This is a genomic window from Qiania dongpingensis (genome assembly GCF_014337195.1).
Lineage (GTDB): Bacteria > Bacillota > Clostridia > Lachnospirales > Lachnospiraceae > Lientehia > Lientehia dongpingensis.
Genome location: NZ_CP060634.1, coordinates 2,104,157 through 2,120,973 on the forward strand (window position 1 = coordinate 2,104,157; position 16,817 = coordinate 2,120,973).

Annotated in this window: 15 protein-coding genes; 8 read left to right on the forward strand and 7 right to left on the reverse strand. The window is 49.7% G+C overall.

The window, feature by feature from the left end; genetic code table 11:
• Window positions 1–22 precede the first annotated feature (22 nt).
• From H9Q78_RS09795 to H9Q78_RS09815, 5 genes are all read right to left on the reverse strand, one after another.
• Window positions 23–940 (reverse strand): NYN domain-containing protein, encoded by a 918-nt coding sequence (locus H9Q78_RS09795; RefSeq protein ID WP_249301365.1) that lies wholly within the window; start codon window positions 938–940, stop codon window positions 23–25.
• Between the two features lie 16 nt (window positions 941–956).
• Window positions 957–1,370 carry an EamA family transporter gene (locus tag H9Q78_RS09800; protein WP_249301367.1) on the reverse strand — a complete coding sequence of 138 codons (414 nt, stop codon included), beginning with the start codon at window positions 1,368–1,370 and terminating at the stop codon, window positions 957–959.
• Window positions 1,371–1,410: 40 nt separating this feature from the next.
• Entirely contained in the window at window positions 1,411–2,088 is a 678-nt protein-coding gene (locus H9Q78_RS09805; protein ID WP_249301369.1) for a zinc-ribbon domain-containing protein, read from the reverse strand.
• A 264-nt stretch (window positions 2,089–2,352) separates the two neighbouring features.
• Window positions 2,353–3,156, reverse strand: coding sequence for a polysaccharide deacetylase family protein (locus tag H9Q78_RS09810; protein WP_249301371.1), 804 nt, complete (start codon window positions 3,154–3,156; stop codon window positions 2,353–2,355).
• 168 nt (window positions 3,157–3,324) lie between these two features.
• Complete coding sequence (locus H9Q78_RS09815; protein WP_249301373.1) at window positions 3,325–3,969, reverse strand: hypothetical protein; 645 nt, start codon at window positions 3,967–3,969, stop codon at window positions 3,325–3,327.
• A gap of 356 nt (window positions 3,970–4,325) precedes the next feature.
• Here H9Q78_RS09815 and H9Q78_RS09820 point away from each other — a divergent pair, with 356 nt between their 5' ends.
• Complete coding sequence (locus tag H9Q78_RS09820; RefSeq protein ID WP_249301375.1) at window positions 4,326–4,841, forward strand: DNA-deoxyinosine glycosylase; 516 nt, start codon at window positions 4,326–4,328, stop codon at window positions 4,839–4,841.
• A 2-nt stretch (window positions 4,842–4,843) separates the two neighbouring features.
• Here H9Q78_RS09820 and H9Q78_RS09825 read toward each other — a convergent pair whose 3' ends face one another.
• Window positions 4,844–6,001: an AI-2E family transporter gene (locus H9Q78_RS09825; protein WP_249301377.1), complete on the reverse strand. Its 1,158-nt coding sequence runs from the start codon at window positions 5,999–6,001 to the stop codon at window positions 4,844–4,846.
• A 377-nt stretch (window positions 6,002–6,378) separates the two neighbouring features.
• Here H9Q78_RS09825 and H9Q78_RS09830 point away from each other — a divergent pair, with 377 nt between their 5' ends.
• From H9Q78_RS09830 to H9Q78_RS09860, 7 genes are all read left to right on the forward strand, one after another.
• Window positions 6,379–7,374 (forward strand): agmatinase family protein, encoded by a 996-nt coding sequence (locus H9Q78_RS09830; RefSeq protein ID WP_249301379.1) that lies wholly within the window; start codon window positions 6,379–6,381, stop codon window positions 7,372–7,374.
• 36 nt (window positions 7,375–7,410) lie between these two features.
• Entirely contained in the window at window positions 7,411–8,589 is a 1,179-nt protein-coding gene (locus H9Q78_RS09835; protein WP_249301381.1) for an amidohydrolase, read from the forward strand.
• A gap of 89 nt (window positions 8,590–8,678) precedes the next feature.
• Window positions 8,679–9,911: a DUF3798 domain-containing protein gene (locus H9Q78_RS09840; protein ID WP_249301383.1), complete on the forward strand. Its 1,233-nt coding sequence runs from the start codon at window positions 8,679–8,681 to the stop codon at window positions 9,909–9,911.
• Window positions 9,912–9,986: 75 nt separating this feature from the next.
• Window positions 9,987–11,591, forward strand: a complete 1,605-nt coding sequence (locus tag H9Q78_RS09845; protein WP_249301385.1) for a sugar ABC transporter ATP-binding protein — start codon at window positions 9,987–9,989, stop codon at window positions 11,589–11,591.
• The gene (locus H9Q78_RS09850) at window positions 11,588–12,967 is read left to right on the forward strand and encodes an ABC transporter permease subunit (protein ID WP_249301387.1); all 1,380 of its coding nucleotides are present in this window, start codon (window positions 11,588–11,590) and stop codon (window positions 12,965–12,967) included. The genes H9Q78_RS09845 and H9Q78_RS09850 overlap by 4 nt, the downstream gene beginning before the upstream one ends.
• On the forward strand, window positions 12,957–14,477 hold the full coding sequence (locus tag H9Q78_RS09855) for an ABC transporter permease subunit (protein ID WP_249301389.1): 1,521 nt from the start codon (window positions 12,957–12,959) through the stop codon (window positions 14,475–14,477). The genes H9Q78_RS09850 and H9Q78_RS09855 overlap by 11 nt, the downstream gene beginning before the upstream one ends.
• A 13-nt stretch (window positions 14,478–14,490) precedes the next feature.
• A complete protein-coding gene (locus H9Q78_RS09860) occupies window positions 14,491–15,732 on the forward strand; it encodes a metal-dependent hydrolase family protein (RefSeq protein ID WP_249301391.1) in 1,242 nt (413 codons plus the stop codon).
• Here the strand turns inward: H9Q78_RS09860 and H9Q78_RS09865 are convergent.
• Window positions 15,729–16,634, reverse strand: a complete 906-nt coding sequence (locus H9Q78_RS09865) for a LysR family transcriptional regulator (protein WP_249301393.1) — start codon at window positions 16,632–16,634, stop codon at window positions 15,729–15,731. The two genes, H9Q78_RS09860 and H9Q78_RS09865, sit on opposite strands and share 4 nt — an antisense overlap.
• Between the last annotated feature and the right edge of the window lie 183 nt (window positions 16,635–16,817).

Sequence of the window (16,817 nt, forward strand, 5' to 3'; positions counted from 1 at the left end):
CATAGAACGTGCCAGCCATGTCCTATGGCCTTTTTTTTGCAGGTTCTTTTATCTTGAAATATACCAGCTGGACGTTGCTGTTGGAGCTGGCCTGATTTCTCTTCACCTCGAAAAGATCGAGAGAGTTGATGAACGGGGTGAATTTGGAAAAACCAAAGTTCCGTACATCAAAGTCAGGGAAGCGTTTAGCGAGCTGATTTCCCAGCTCTGCCGAAAAAATCCACCCGTCGTCGTCGGAGCATTCCTCCACCAGGGAGAGGATGGCTTTTTTGATCATCTTCAGGTTAGTTTGGGGCTCCGGCCCCTTCTTTTTCAGCCGGGAAGAGGACGATGCCGAGGCGGCGGATAAAACGGAAGACTCCGATTTTAATTTGGAAACCGAACTGCCGGCCTTTTTTGCAGCGGTTCTTCCTTTTCTGGAAACAGGCGTTTCCAGTTTATCGGCTTCCGCCGCCGGTTCACTTTCTGTATCCGGAGCGTCTGCGGCTTCCTCCTCCTGAAGATTGGACAAGAGGATATCCAGATATTTAAACTGGTTGCAGGCAGAGATGAAGGGCTTTGGCGTTTTGCTTTCCCCCATGCCGATCACATGCATGCCGGATTCCCGGAGCCTTGCCGCCAGACGGGTGAAATCGCTGTCCGAGGAAGCGATACAGAAGCCGTCCACCGTTCCGGAGTATAAGATATCCATCGCATCGATGATCATGGCCGAATCAGTGGAATTCTTGCCGGTGGTGTATCCGTACTGCTGGATGGGGATGATGGAATTGTCCAGCAGTACATTTTTCCAGGAGTTCAGCTGGGGATTGGTCCAGTCCCCGTAGATTCTTTTGTAGGTTGCTACTCCGCTTTTGGCGGTCTCATCCAGAATGATCTTAATGTATTTTTCTGAAATGTTATCTGCGTCGATCAATATCGCGAATTTTAATTCCTTATCCATAAATACCCCTTTTTTATTAGAGAATCATCACAAAGGTCCCGGCGGTTATCAGGATTCCTCCCAGGACCGCTTTCCAGGTCACTGCTTCATGAAGGATCACGAACGCCAGGACGATGGAAATCACCACGCTGAATTTGTCGATCGGCACCACTTTGGATGCGTCGCCGAGCTGCAATGCGCGGTAATAGCAGATCCAGGACAGGCCTGTCGCCAGCCCGGACAGCACTAGAAAAATCCAGCTTTTTGCGGAGATGTCGGAAATCCCCTGATGAGCTCCTGTCATGAATACGATTCCCCAGGCCATAACAAGCACCACTACGGTGCGGATCGCGGTGGCCAGATTGGAATTAATCCCCTCGATCCCCAGCTTTGCCAGGATCGATGTCAGCGCGGCAAATACCGCCGACAGAATCGCAAACCAGAACCACATACGTCTGCCTCCATTCATACTTTCGCCTCGTTTTCAATTATTACCAGTTCCAATGGTAGGAAATGTAGGAATCACCGCTGACGATCATCACCAGTATCATCATCACGCCGAGAACCAGAGCGATGGAACTGAGGACCAGTCCGGCAATGGCGAGTCCGCGGGAACTGGATTTCATGCCGATGATGCCAAATATCAGCCCTACGATGCCGATGGGTATACAGAGCAGAGGAAGGCAGCAGCAGCAGGTGCCGATGATGCCGAGGACAAGTGAAGCGATGGCAAGGCCTGTATGGCCCTCTTCTCCGCCGTCCTTCTTATAGGTGTTCTGCCCGTAAGGATTCTGCCCGTAAGGATTTTGCCCGTAGGGGTTTTGTCCATAGGGGCTCTGTCCGTAAGGGTTCTGTCCATAAGGATTCTGCTCATAAGAACCCTGCTGGTTCCCATATTCTTCATAAGTGTTCTGCCCGGCCTGAAAGTTCGTTTCATTCTGACCGGAAAACGGCTGGTAATCCATATAAGGACGACGAGGCTCTTCGGAACTGCTGTTTTCGGATGCGCCTCCGGCCGTGTTTTCGCCGCCGTTATCCCAGGCAGTATCTTGTCTGGATATATCTTCCGCGGGAGCCTTTGCTTGTCCGTCAGGGGTGAATGAGGTGCCGCATTCATCGCAGACGGCAGCGCCATCGGAGAGCTCTTTGCCGCAATTAGTACAATACATAGTCAAACCGCCTTTCTTTCCTTTATCATGAATAAGTGTCCAAATGCGATATTACCATTATAAGCCAGCGGCAGGCAAAACTCAATGAAAATGTTTCCAAAGACCGGCATTGGCGGACAAAAGGGCCTCATATCTTTAAATTGTCCATTTCCAGGCCGGGATATACGGAAAAAGGCGATATAGCAGCTACTAGCGCCATATCGCCGGAACGGCGGTATCAAAAATAAACGCTGCCGGAGCAGCCTCAGTGGATGATGGGAGAAATTAGTCATGAATCTGCCGGCCAGTTTGATCCATGTGATAGCTGTCCTTGTATATCAGCTGAGAGATGGGGACCAGTTCATATCCCTGGTTCTGCAGTCCTGTAATAATAGCCTCCAGAGCTCCCGGCGTATACTTAGCTCCGTTGTGCATCAGGATAATGGAGCCGTTCTGGAGGTTTTTGTGGTTAAGGACGGTCTTGATAATGTTTTCTGTGCCGTAATCTTTCCAGTCCAGGCTGTCCACGTCCCATTGAATGCAATAGTATCCACATTCTTTGCTGGTCAGCACCACGTTGTTGTCATAATCTCCGTATGGCGGACGGAACAGGGTCATTTCCACTCCGGTCAGTTCTTTTACTTTATTATGTACAGACATAAGCTCAGATTTGATTTCGTCCGGACTCAATTCGCTCATATTGGGATGGGTTTCACTATGATTTCCGAGATCGTGTCCTTCCGAAGCAATGAACCTTACGTCTTCCGGATAGGATTCCACCCAGCCGCCGGTCATGAAAAAAGTACATTTTATGTTATGCTTCCGGAGGATTTCCATGATGGACCTGGTGTCTTCATTTCCCCAGGCGGCGTCAAAACTGAGAGCGACCTGTTTTTTATCGGTATCCACGCTGTAAATAGGAAGCTCCCTGGTGCCGACGGTGCTGCTGACGGAGATGGCCGCGGGGATATAGAGAATGGCGCCGGCGGCCAGAATAAAGACAGCCAGCCACAAGAAGCCATTTTCCGCTATGCGGTGAAGGAGTTCTTTTTTCAGGAGCTTCTTTTTCGGGCTTCGTAATAATCTCATGTTTATGCTGACCTTTCAAAAGCTGTTATTGTTACAATGTATGCGGAGAACAACGGGACATTCCCGGAGAAAAAGCCGGCCAATTAAAATAAACGTAAAGACCGGCTCCCAGAAAGGCTGTGAACCGGCTTTACGTTTAATATATTGGATGAAGCTATGTCAATCCGATCATTCAGCAGAGGTTTCGGGAACCACCGACGAGATCATGCTGTCAAAATCATTTGCATAATCTGTCTTTGTATCTTTTTTACTTACATACATTATTCCGCATGAACCATTTTCTCCATCTGAAAATATGGCGAATTTACCGGTAGCCGGAATGGAATTTAAGGATAATTCAAACGAATGGATAACTCCGGGAACCTCTCCTATTGTGGAAACTTTAGTATCTACAGAAACATAGTCATCAAAAGAAGATACAAAACCATCAATTGCAGACTTCTGTATGAGCTCGTTTGTCAGATCATATGATTCACTGTTATATTTAATCATCATAGTGGCGTCATCCGTTCTATAGGTCATGGAATCAGCTGAATTTTGCTGCTCTATCCACAGGGAAGAGATGGAGATCTTATATCCATGAAAACTTATGGATACACTGGATTGTTCATTGGAAGACTCTGTTGTACTTTCTTTTGTTTCAGGTGTCTGTGTGGTTTTTGGCTCCGTTGCAGGTGCTTTCGTTGTTTCTTCAGAAGTTTTTTCCGAACTGGAACTTTTCGTTGTGGATTCCTTGCTGGGAGCGCTGCCACAGCCTATAAGCAGCAGTGATACGATTCCGCATAAAAAATACAAGGTCAATTTCTTTTTCATAACCAATACCTCCATAAAGAATTTTTTGTGAACGCATATATTATACTTCGATTGATAAACTTTTACAATAATTGTAATAAAATATTTCTCAATACTGAAGAAATGGAATTAAAAAAATATTAAAAGAAAAATAAAGAAAAAATAAGACAAAGAAGTAATAATATTTAAGCAGGAAAGAGCGAAGCCAAGAAAAGTATGAAATAGACAGCTTTAAATATCATGCAAAAAACAAATAAAATATGTTATAATCATTAGAAATGAGCCCCCTATTTGCACAGATGAAAGGAGGTACCATATGAAAGAGACACTGACGAAGAATATCCGGAGACGAGGCCGAGAAAAGAGGACTATATACTATGGATAAAGTAATACACGAGATTCCGCCGGTATATGACGGGAATTCAAAGATTCTGGTCCTCGGCAGCTTTCCTTCGGTCAAGTCCCGGGCGGGAAAGTTCTTTTATCATCATCCTCAGAACCGGTTCTGGAAGGTGCTGGCGGTGGTATATGGAGCCTGCACTTGCAGCGGAAACAGCTGCGAGGGTTATGTCCCGGAAACGGTGGAAGAGAAAAAACGGTTTCTGCTGGAGAATCGGATTGCCGTTTGGGATGTGATAGCCAGCTGCGATATTGACGGTTCCAGCGACAGCAGCATAAAAAACGTGGTTCCCAATGATCTGTCCGTGATTCTGGACGCGGCGGATATCCAGGGGATCTTCTGCAACGGAGGAACTTCCTATAAATTATATGACAAATATCTGGAGAAAAGGACCGGGCGGCAGGCGGTGAAGCTGCCGTCCACGAGCCCGGCCAACGCGGCATATTCTCTGGAGAGACTTACAGCCCTGTGGAGGGAAGCCCTGCTTCCCTGACCTCAGGGCTGTTGTTTATGATCTGGTGCCGGATCCGGCTTTAAGCGGCGGTATACGGACTCTCTTAAGAGCGTATAGATGACGGAGCAGAGCGGGACAAAGAGAAGCATACCTGCGATTCCGAACACGCTTCCGCCCACGGTGACGGCTACCAGCACCCAGATACCGGGAAGCCCGATGGAGGTGCCCACTACCTTTGGATATATCAGATTACCCTCCAGCTGCTGAAGAAGCATCAGAAAGACGATGAAGACGACAGCCTTGACCGGGCTGACGATCAGAATCAGGAATGCGCCGATAAAACACCCGATGAAAGCCCCAAATACGGGGATCAGGGCAGTGAAACCCACCAATGTGCCGATCACCATCGCATAAGGAAGTCGCAGGAGGGTCATGCCCAAAAAGCAGAGAACACCCAGGATAACGGCTTCTGTGCACTGTCCGGTGACAAAGCTCGAGAAGATCCGGTTTGAGACGGTACAGACACGGAGAAACTGTCCGGCTCTTTTTTCCGGTAGGAATACCTGCATTAGCTTGCGGAACTGTTCGCTGAGTTTCTCTTTGGAAGCCAGGATGTACAGAGAAAAGATGAACGCCAGAAAGAAGTTGACGACTCCGCTCACGATGGAGGAGGTGACTCCGATCGTGGTATTGACGACGGTGGCCGCGCCGTCCTGGAGGAATTTTCCCATGGCCTCCAGCATCTGCTTCCAGTCGATATTGACGCCTTCAAGCCGCTCCGTGGAGATGTCCCAATCCTTAGCAAGCTGTATCAGCCATGCCTGTGCGTTCTCCATGAATACGGGGATACTTTTGCTCAGGATGGAGACGGTCCGGATCAATTCAGGAACGACTAAAAAGATTACAAGGCACAAGACGGCCAGCACGACAATGATGGACAGCAGCATGCAGACGGGCCTGTGTATGAGGTCCCAGACCTTCCGTCCTTTAAGCTTTCGGAACACCTTTTCTTCCAGCAGCCTCATGGGTACATTCAGGATGAAAGCGATACATGCGCCCAGGAGGAACGGGAATAGAAGGCCGAGAATCCATCGGAAAGCGTTTCCGACGACGCTCAGATGCTCCAGCCCGACAAACAGAAGGATTCCGAACGCAATGAATCCGAGTATCTTTTTTGAGTTGTTCTTATTTAGTTCCATAGTCGATATTCGTCAGCCCTTTCTTAGAAATGGTGTTTCAATCGTATTTATCTTACTATAAAGCATTCCGGTATTCAAGAAAATATCTTGTCTGACAATGGAAACAATTGCGGTCTGAGGCATGGACATGAAAGCTATAAGCATATAGACAACAAGCATTTGTTAAAAAACTATGGAATGATATAATGAATAATAAGAAAACGCTGTTCCCTGACAGGCCGAAGTGTAAAAGATAGAAGCAATGGTGCTTGGTATCCCGGATACTGAGCGTTTTTTTAAATTCCAGTCTGAAAATTGCGGAAATCATATCAAGGAGGCTGAAGCAGAAGACCGGGAGACAGCAGATTACAAATAACAGTGAGGGAGAATGCAAGACTATGGACGAGAGGATTCTGTATCCATCTTTCAGCGGCATCAACACATTTCTGCGGGCGCCGTATGTGACCTTGGATGAAATTGAGGAGGGAGATTACGTCGTATCCGGAGTACCTTATGATGTGACCATTGGCACCAGGCCGGGACCAAGATACGCTCCCAACGCGATTCGGGAGGAGACCAAGCACTTTATTTACCACCTTTGTGCCATTGACGGAGAGGTCGTGGACGTATGCACGAAGAAGAGGATGCTGGCGCCGCCTAAAGAGATCGTAAAGGACATCGGAGATATCCGCGTGTATCCCACCGACGTGATGAAGACGACGGAACAGGTGGCGGACACCATAGAAAAGATCGTGGAAAAGGGGGCGTTTCCCGTTACCCTGGGCGGGGACCACTATATCGCTTATCCCGTAGTGAAAGGCTTTGAGCGGGGCTATAAAAAGCGCATGGGCCGGGATGTGAAGATCGGCTATTTACATATTGATTCTCATATGGACATGTACGATGAGAACGATACATGGGGGAAATATTACCAGGGTTCTCCGGCGCGGCGTATCAGCGAGCTGGAAAGCTTTGATCTGAAGCATATGGTCTTTGTAGGCCTGAACGGAACGACGGGAGCGGAGTGCTATGATTACGCAGTAAACGGCGGAGCTTCTTTGTATACCATTGACGATATTCGCAGGGACGGTGTGCGTGCGGTGATGGAAAAAGCCATTGCGGCCGCATCAGAAGGCTGTGATGTGGTGTATGCCACCATAGATATCGACATATTGGATCAGGCTTATGGATGCGGGACAGGCAGCTATGTATATGGAGGGATCACGGCTGTGGAGCTTCTGGAGATCGGAAGCATCCTCGGGGATACTTCCTGCATCGGCGGTATCGATATGGTAGAGGTGTCGCCGCCCTGTGATCCTACCGGCTCCACCAACAGGCTGGCGGCCAGCACTTTGATCAATTTCCTGAAGCCGAGGCTTTTTGAGTTCCGGTGAGAGACCGTTAATATGGCAGGGAGGGGCAGAGACAAAATGGAATTGGATGAACTGAAAAAACTTGCGGGACAGTACCGGGATAAGATGATCGCACACAGAGTGCATCTTCATATGCATCCGGAGCTTCCCTTTTGTGAAAAGAACACGTCGGCATATGTGAAGAAGGAACTGGAGCGGATAGGCGTGCCCTATGTCCTTTGTGAAGGAAATTATGGGATCGTCGCAACGGTCACAGGCGGAAAGCCGGGGAAGAACATAGGATTCCGGGCGGACATGGATGCTCTGGAGATACAGGAGGCCAACGATGTGCCTTACTGCTCCCAGGTTCCCGGTGTGATGCATGCCTGCGGACATGACGGCCACACGGCGGTGCTGCTTGGGCTGGCAGAGGCGCTCACAGAACATAAAGAGCTGGTGCACGGAACGGTGAGATTATTTTTCCAGCCGGCGGAGGAGCTGGCTCCGGGAGGAGCGAAATCCATGGTGGACCAGGGGTTTGCCGACGGGCTGGACGAGGTCTATGCCCTCCATTTCCAGGGAGAGACGGAGACCGGCACCATACGGACTACCACAGGGGCCATCATGGCCAATGCAGACAGCATCACAGTCACCATTCACGGCCGGGGAGCTCATGCAGCCGATCCCAACCTGGCGGCGGATGCACTGCTGGCAGGAGCCGCGGCCGTCTGCGCGCTTCAAAATATCGTTTCCCGCTTTCTGAATCCGCTGGATTCGGCAGTAGTCAGTATCTGCACGTTCCATTCCGGAGAAAAAGTATACAACGTCCTTCAGGACAAAGCAGTGTTTCTGGGAACGGTCCGGACCTTCAGCGCGGAGGCGAGAGCCAGTATAGAAGAGAAAATACACACGGTTCTGAAGGGGGTCTGTGAGATTTATGGGACGACCTATGAGCTGGAATATGAGAAGGGCTATCCGGCGGTCATAAATGACCGGCAGGTATCAGAACAAGCGGTTAAGGCCATGGAAAAAGCCGGTTTCCATGTGGAGATATGCAGGCCTGATCTGGGCGGTGAGGATTTTGCTTACTTCTTAAATCATACGCCGGGATGCTTCGCCTATATAGGCTGCGGGAACCGGGACAGGGGAATCTGCGCTTCGGTGCACACCCCTAAATTTGATATTGATGAGGATGCTCTGGAGTCGGCGCTTCTTTGTGAGCTGGCGCTTTATGGAAACGCGGTGGGTACGTTTTAAAAGACAGGACTTCAGAATGGAGATGAGGCAAAGGCGCCTGCATCTGAACGAAGGAGCCTTTCTTATAAATTATTAAAGGAGGAAGAAGCATGAAAAAATTATTGGCACTGCTGCTGTCCCTGGTGATGGTACTCAGCCTGGCAGGCTGCGGCAGCAAAAACTCGGATGACAATGAGACAGACGGCGGAAAGACAACGGCGGCTGCGGACAACAAGGGGACAGACGAGAGCAAGGAAGCCGGCGGCTCAGATACGGAAAACTATAAGATCGGTATCGTGACCGGTACGGTAGCTCAGACGGAAGAAGAATACCGTGCGGCCCAGTCCATGAAAACTCTTTATGGCGAGGACCATATCGTGACTGCTACTTATCCGGATAAGTTTGAGGATGAGCAGCAGCAGGTGATTCAGACCATCAAGAACATGGCCCAGGATCCGGATATGAAAGCCATTATCGTCTGTCAGGCAGTACCCGGCACGAAGGTAGCGTTTGAAGCGATCAAGAGTGATCCCAATACCAAGGATATCCTGCTGGTGGCAGGAGTTCCTTTTGAAGACCCCAACGTTATCACGACGGCTGCGGATATCTCCATCGACGCGGACCATCCCAACATCGGCTATTCGATGACGAAGCAGGCAAAGGAAATGGGAGCAGAGACCTTTGTATTTTATTCCTTTGCGCGTCACATGGCTCAGGAGCTGGTTGTACAGAAGCGTGACAACGCTGAAAAATCCTGTGAAGAGCTGGGAATGAAATTCGTATACGCAGAGTGTGTCGACCCCATGGGCGAGCAGGGAGTTTCCGGCGCTCAGCAGTGGATCCTTGAGGACCTTCCCCGTAAGCTGGAGGAATACGGAGACAATGTGGCGTTCTTTGCCACCAACTGTTCTCTGCAGGTACCGATCATCACCACGATCCTCAATGATAAAGAGCATCATTCCATTTACCCGCTGCAGTGCTGCCCGTCTCCGCTCCACGCACTTCCCGAAGCTTTGGGACTTGAGATTCCGGATGACAAGAAAGCAGACGTTCCTTATATCCTGGAGGCCGAAGAAAAGGCAGTCAAGGAAAAAGGCGGCGACGGCAGAGTCGCAACCTGGGCGGCTCCTACAGATTACAGCATCATCGTCGGCAGTGTTGCGTATGCGATGGAATACATCAAAGGGAACACAAACGGCCTGAATGATGAAGAAACTTATCTGAAATGTATGAATGATATTGCCAACGGTGCGGAAATTACCTTAAATCATGTCGTGGACAGCCAGACGGGTAATACCTATGATAACTATTACCTGTTCTCCTCTACGTATGTAACCTACTAAAAGATTAAAGGTCCCTCCTGGAATCTTCAGGGGGGACTTTCTACAAAAAACGCACCTTGGATGGAGGATAAGAACATGGGTGATGCTTATGTCCTGCAAATGAAAAACATAGGAAAAGAATATTCAGGAAACCCCGTGCTGAAAGGGATAGACTTGAAAGTAAAACCTGGTGAGATCCATGCCCTTTTAGGTGAAAATGGAGCAGGAAAATCCACCTTGATGAATGTTCTTTTTGGAATGCCGGTGATTCACAACACCGGAGGATATACTGGAGAGATTTATCTGGACGGTGAGAAAGTACATATCTCATCGCCGAAACACGCGATGGATCTGGGTATCGGCATGGTACATCAGGAATTTATGCTGATACCCGGATTTGCCGTATATGAGAACCTGAAGCTGAACCGGGAGGTTACAAAGCCGAATGCCGTCAGCCGTGTGATAGGAAAAAATTACGAGTCCCTGGACAACGGACAGATGCGTGCGGATACGAAGGCTGCTCTGGATAAGGTCGGAATGGATCTGGATACGGATGAGATGGTGGGGGAGCTTCCCGTCGGACATATGCAGTTTCTGGAGATCGCCAGAGAAATCGACAAAAAAGGCGTCCGGATATTGGTATTTGATGAACCGACGGCAGTGCTCAATGAAACGGAGGCTTCAAGGCTTTTGGAGAGCATGAAGCGGCTTGCGGGCATGGGAATCGCAATCATCTTTATAACCCACAGGCTTCAGGAAGTAATTGATGTATGCGATACCGTCACGATCCTCCGCGACGGGAGCCTGGTGACCAACTGCCAGGTAAAGGACACGGACGCGGTGCAGCTGGCCGAGATGATGGTCGGGCGAAATGTGAGCTACAGCGATATTTCAGGCCGGGTCGATAAGTTTGACGATTCGGACATTGTGCTGGAGTTTCGGAACTTTTCCGTGGATATGCCCGGAGAACAGGTGAAAAATATCGACCTGAAGGTAAGACGCGGTGAGATTATAGGGATCGGCGGTCTGGCCGGACAGGGAAAGCTGGGGATTCCCAACGGAGCCATGGGCCTTTATCCCGCATCCGGAGAGCTTTTGTTTGAGGGAAAGGCGCTCCCGCTGAACCATACAAAAAAAATATTGGAAAAAGGAATTTCTTTCCTTTCAGAGGACCGGAAGAAAATCGGGCTTATTTTGTCCGAATCCATAGAGGACAATATGGTATTCAACGCCATGCAGATTAAACGGGAATATCTTTATGACTTTAAGCTGTTTTCGTTCCGGAATAATAAAAAGATCGCGGAGTTCGCGGATCAGATGATCCATGAATTTGATATCCGCTGTGTGGGCCGAAAACAGCAGGTCCAGAACTTGAGCGGCGGCAATCAGCAGAAGGTATGCCTGGCGAAAGCGCTGGCGCTGAACCCGAAGGTCTTGTTCGTTTCAGAGCCTACGAGAGGAATTGATATCGGAGCCAAAAAACTGGTTCTGGATAAATTAAAGGAGCTCAGCTGGAATCAAGGCATCACGATCATCCTGGTGTCCAGTGAACTTATGGAGCTTCGTTCTATCTGTGACAGAATTGTCATTGTGTGCGGCGGGAAAGTGGCCGATATCCTTTCACCGAGGGAGGACGACGCTAAGTTCGGCCTGGCAATGGCAGGTACAAAGGCAGAAAAGGAGGCGGAGAAAACATCATGAGCTCTGAACCGAAGAAACCGAAGAATTCCACCCTGGTGGAGATCAAGAAAGTAATATCTAATATAGGGATTTCCAGGCTGATCGTGGCGCTGTTCTTTGTATTCTTGCTCTGTATGACAGCTAAGCAGGAAGTGCCTGGAACCATCAGCAACGTATTGACGAGAATCGGTATGCATGGTGTGCTGGTCCTCTGTATGGTGCCGTCCATTCGGTCAGGACTCGGTCCCAACTTCGCCGTTCCTTTCGGCATCCTGGCGGGGCTTTTAGGAGGGCTGATCGCTGTCCAGTTCAATATGACCGGCCTCGGAGGATTTGCCGTAGCGGTCGTATGCGCATTGATCATTTCTTTCCCCATGGGGCTTTTATTCGGTTATTTGATGAACCGGGTGAAGAACTCAGAAATGATGGTGGCGACGTATTTCGGCTATGCAATGGTGGCCATCATGTGCATCGGATGGCTCCTGCTTCCTTTTACGAACAATGCGATCACCTGGTCCATGGGCAAGGGCCTTCGTAATACCATCAATCTGGAGCCGTATTTTGGAAACGCCCTCAATAATATCGGGGCCATAACAAAATCCTATAATGCGGGAGATACCATGATGATACCGGTCGGTGTGCTGGTGATCTGGCTTGTGGTGTCCATCGTCCTTTATTGGGTGTTCATCAGGACGAAGGATGTCGACGTGGAAAATATGAAGGATGAGGAGCTGGCCGCTTACAACAAGACGCGGAAGGAAAGAAAGAAAATTGGCGTGATCTCCATCGCTCTGCTCACAGTGATCTGTGCTGTCCTCGCCTTTGCGGATATCGGATTCCTGCACGGCATTAGGAGTGCGCTGAGTGTACATATCACCTTTAAGTCCAATACTTCCATGGAAATTCCCACAGGCATGCTGGTGTTCCTGATTCTCTGCTGTTTTGCCATGTGGCTTTTTAACAAGAGCAAGACCGGGATTTCCATGGCCGCGGCAGGCTCCAATCCCGATTGTGCCCGCGCCAGCGGCATCAATATCAACAAGCAGCGTATGATCGGCGCGACCATGAGCATCATGCTGTCGGCGGTAGGGATTCTCGTGTACGCACAGAGCTTTGGATTCCTGCAGCTTTACAACGCGCCTCTTAATATGTGCTTTCCTCCCATTGCTGCGATCTTGATCGGCGGTGCGAGTATAAAACAGGCCAAGATATCCCATGTGCTGATCGGTGTTGTATTATTCCAGGGGATATTGACCATGGGGCCCACCATCGCGGGAAGATACCTGTCTGGCTTGGGCGACGGCATGGATCCCACGGAAATTGTCCGTATCATCATTACCAACGGCATCATCTTGTATGCGTTGACGAAGGCAGGAGGTGCATCCAGTGAAGAATAACAGTAAATTTGCAAAGGCGGGCAGCTTTGCCAAGAAAAACATTGCGGCGATCATCTTTATTCTCATTGCGATCATCTGCTATTCCCTTTCCGGGATGAAGCCCTCCTACGTGATCCAGCAGGTGCTTTTAAGGCTGGGGCAGAACAGCTTCCTGGTCCTGGCGCTGATCATTCCGATCATAGCCGGCATGGGACTTAACTTTTCCATCACAGTCGGGGCTATGGCGGCCCAGATAGCCATTTTCTTCGTGACCAACTGGGCATATCAGACTCAGAGCGCCGTTTTTTCCGGATTTTCCGGATTCCTGATCGCGCTGGTGATGCTGATACCCCTCTCCCTGTTCTTTGGTTTTTTGGCAGGAAAGCTGCTGAACAAGACAAAAGGGCAGGAAATGATAGCCGGTATGATCCTTGGCTTTTTTGCCACCGGTATTTATATGTTCTTCTTCCTGATCATTATCGGGACCGTGATTCATATTGACAACCCATTCCTGATCATCTCCGGCGGTGTCGGCGTGAAGAATACCTTTGACATTACGATCGCCAGCTCTTTGGACAATCTGTTCAACCGGAAGCTGGCGGTTGCGGGCCCTTATATCATGTGCCTGTTCATCCTGCACTTCACCCGGAAGATCAATTTCAAATTCTTTGAGGGAAAGAAGCATGGGAAGCTTTTATCTGTGATTCCCTTCCTGGCGGGAGCGGCATCTATGACTGCCTATATGCTGGCGGGAGAAAAACCGGCGGATTTCATGATCATCTTCTATTACCTGGGGATGGCCATTGCTGTATTGTCGATCGCCCTCAGTGTATACCGGATCGTGAAGTTCAAAAAGGAGGATCTGAAGATTTCCGCGGTCGTTGCTACGGTCGTCTGTCTGGCTGTGATCATTTTCTTCCAGGCGCTGGAATACGCAAGCCCCAGCTCCAAGGCAGCTTTGGATGAGATCAAAGCGATTTTAAAGGTGAGGGTTCCTATGTCCACTTATCTGGCAATCCTGGGGCTCTGCCTGTTCAATACTTTTATTCTCAAGACTAAGATTGGCCAGAATCTGAGAACTGTGGGCCAGAGCATGAGCGTGGCCACAGCCTCCGGAATCAATGTAAACAAAGTACGTATCTACGCGATCGTATTGTCCACCTTGTTTGCCGGGATCGGCCAGCTGATCTATCTGCAGTGCATTGGTTCTCTGCAGACCTATGCGGCTCATAACAATATAGCGCTTTATTCTGTAGCAGCCCTTCTGGTGGGCGGCGCTTCAGTTACGAAAGCCACCAACAAGCAGGCACTGTTCGGAATCATCATTTTCCATACGATTCTAATCGTGCTTCCCTCCGCTGTGGGATCTGTATTCGAAGATGCTCAGAACAGCGAGTACTTCCGGGCGTTCATGCTGTACAGCGTTATCTGCTTCTCACTGATCTCTTACGCGGTCACAGCCAAGAAGAAGAAATCCAAAGCTGCGGACGGGCCGGAACAGGAAAAGCTGCCATCGGAGGAGCAAAAATAGCAGGAGGCATATCGTGATCATTTTAAAGGGTAATGTTATCCCATGCACCGGCGCTCCTCTTATGGAGAAGGCGGCGGTGGTGGTGGAAGACGGTAAGATCTCCCGGGTCTGCAGGCAGAATGAGCTGCAGGCCCCGGAGGACGCAGAGATCCTGGAGATAGAGGATGGGACCATCATGCCGGGGCTGATCGAGCAGCACTGCCATATCGGGAACAGTGGGAAACCCAGTTCTCTGGCGTTCTACTGTACCAACCCGTATGAAGAGACCGTGTATATGCTGGAGGAGCTGGAAGAGCTTCTGAACGCAGGATACACTTCCATCCGAGACGTGGGCGGCACGGCGAATTTTCTTAAAAAGGCCTGGAAGATGGGCAAGGTCAAGGGTCCGAGGATATTTGCGTCTGGCCGTTTGATCTCCGATACAGGGGGACACGGCGACGAATTGCAGAGTTTTCCCCTGGAATTTTCCAAGACCGGGCTCAGCGGAGTCCTGATCGTGGATGGAGTGGAGGAGTGCCGGAAGGGGGCGCGCCTCATGTTCCGCGACAAGGCGGATTTTTTAAAGATCTGTACGACAGGCGGGGTGATGTCGGAAGGGGACCAGCCTGGCCACGCAAATTTTACGGTGGAAGAGATCCGGACGTTTGTGGAGGAGGCAGAACTTAAGGGGACCTATGTGGCCACCCACGCGGAAGGGACGAAGGGAATCTATCAGGCACTCGTCGGGGGAGTGAAGAGCATAGAGCATGGTACGTTTCTGGATGACCGGTGTATAGAGCTGATGGAAAAATCGGGGGCCTGGCTGGTGCCTACTCTTTCTACTATGTACTTGCTGACCAAAAATAAGGACAAGCTGGTGCCGTGGACGAGGGAAAAAGTAGACGGAATCTATGAGCAGCACTGCAGCGCTGCCAGAAGGGCCTATGAGGCAGGCATCAAGATCGGCACAGGAACCGACTTCATCTATGACAGGTCCATGATGCCGTACGGAAAGAACGCCATGGAGCTGGAGCTTCTGACGGAAATCGGGATGTCCCCGATGGAGGCTTTGATGGCGGCAACAAAAACGGGAGCAGAGATCATTCTGAGAGGGGAAGAATTGGGGACCGTAGAAGAAGGGAAACTGGCGGACCTGATCATCGTAAGAGGGAACCCATTGGAGGATATCACCCTTTTGCAGGAGGCCGGAAACATACCGGTCGTCTTGCAGGAAGGGAAGATCGTAAAAAACCATACCGGAGCCCCTTTCCGCTAGATCGGGCAGGAGAGGGCATCCGGTCGGTTTTCTAAGGCCTTGAAAAAAGCCACCGCATAGTCATAAAACAGCTGGGTGGAAGGGTCAGGCATGGCCGACGTGCAGGATACATATAGGGGCTGGTACAGGTGGTGATTTTCGATCCGTTTCAGGACGATATGATCCTTGGACGGTTCCCAGGTCTCCGAGGGGAACAGTGCCAGTCCGACGTTCTGGGCCACCAGGGAGTCGATCATGATCTGGCTGTCACATTCCATGATGATCTTTGGCTTGAACCCTAGAATCTGGAAGAACCCTCTGGAAAATTCGCCGAATGAGTTCTCCTGACTCAAGACGATAAAGGATTCCTTGCTGAGCGCCTGTAAAGACAGAGTTTCCTGCTTTGCCATTGGGTGTTCCCTGGAAAGGCCAATCATACATTCTTCACTGAGAAGCTTGGCAGATTTCCGGAAAGGAGAGGAATCGATCATTTCCTCCGACGCGTGCAGCACGAGACTGCATTCCGCGGGAATCTTATGCGGTGATGAAAAATGGTATAGATTGATGTGAATATGCGGATAAGATTGATGAAAAGCAGCAAGCAGCTGAGGAAGCAGCCGGTTGTCATGTATCATGGCGATATGGACAGGCGGCAAGTACACAGAGGCTTGCTGCTTCATTTTTTCCCGGGCCTCGTTCAGGGTATCCAGGATGTGGTCAGTATAGCCGAGGAATACGATGCCGTTTTCATTTAGAAGGAGCTTCTTGCCCTCGCGGTTGAAAAGCTGTACGCCCAGCTCGCTTTCCAGATTTTTCAAAGAACGGCTGAGGGAAGGCTGGGATATGCTTAAGTCCGCGGAAGCTTTTGTGATGTTTTCAGATTCCGCTATCTTTTTAAAATAAACAAGCTGATAAAGTTCCATACTACTACCTCCACAATAAAACAGACAGCACTTTCCGTAATTATATCCCTAAAAAACAGAAGATGTCAATAAAACGTGAAAAAGGTCGGATAAATAACACAGGGCAGGGAGAAAGAAGAACAGTTTGGGTGAAACCGCGTAAACTATATCAGAACCATAAAATCACAGCAAATATTTGAGGAG

What these genes read in the sequence shown, in the direction of transcription:
- H9Q78_RS09795 (WP_249301365.1), bottom strand. Translation starts at nt 940, where the DNA reads ATGGATAAGGAATTAAAATTCGCGATATTGATCGACGCAGATAACATT.
- H9Q78_RS09800 (WP_249301367.1), bottom strand. Translation starts at nt 1,370, where the DNA reads ATGTGGTTCTGGTTTGCGATTCTGTCGGCGGTATTTGCCGCGCTGACA.
- H9Q78_RS09805 (WP_249301369.1), bottom strand. Translation starts at nt 2,088, where the DNA reads ATGTATTGTACTAATTGCGGCAAAGAGCTCTCCGATGGCGCTGCCGTC.
- H9Q78_RS09810 (WP_249301371.1), bottom strand. Translation starts at nt 3,156, where the DNA reads ATGAGATTATTACGAAGCCCGAAAAAGAAGCTCCTGAAAAAAGAACTC.
- H9Q78_RS09815 (WP_249301373.1), bottom strand. Translation starts at nt 3,969, where the DNA reads ATGAAAAAGAAATTGACCTTGTATTTTTTATGCGGAATCGTATCACTG.
- H9Q78_RS09820 (WP_249301375.1), top strand. Translation starts at nt 4,326, where the DNA reads ATGGATAAAGTAATACACGAGATTCCGCCGGTATATGACGGGAATTCA.
- H9Q78_RS09825 (WP_249301377.1), bottom strand. Translation starts at nt 6,001, where the DNA reads ATGGAACTAAATAAGAACAACTCAAAAAAGATACTCGGATTCATTGCG.
- H9Q78_RS09830 (WP_249301379.1), top strand. Translation starts at nt 6,379, where the DNA reads ATGGACGAGAGGATTCTGTATCCATCTTTCAGCGGCATCAACACATTT.
- H9Q78_RS09835 (WP_249301381.1), top strand. Translation starts at nt 7,411, where the DNA reads ATGGAATTGGATGAACTGAAAAAACTTGCGGGACAGTACCGGGATAAG.
- H9Q78_RS09840 (WP_249301383.1), top strand. Translation starts at nt 8,679, where the DNA reads ATGAAAAAATTATTGGCACTGCTGCTGTCCCTGGTGATGGTACTCAGC.
- H9Q78_RS09845 (WP_249301385.1), top strand. Translation starts at nt 9,987, where the DNA reads ATGGGTGATGCTTATGTCCTGCAAATGAAAAACATAGGAAAAGAATAT.
- H9Q78_RS09850 (WP_249301387.1), top strand. Translation starts at nt 11,588, where the DNA reads ATGAGCTCTGAACCGAAGAAACCGAAGAATTCCACCCTGGTGGAGATC.
- H9Q78_RS09865 (WP_249301393.1), bottom strand. Translation starts at nt 16,634, where the DNA reads ATGGAACTTTATCAGCTTGTTTATTTTAAAAAGATAGCGGAATCTGAA.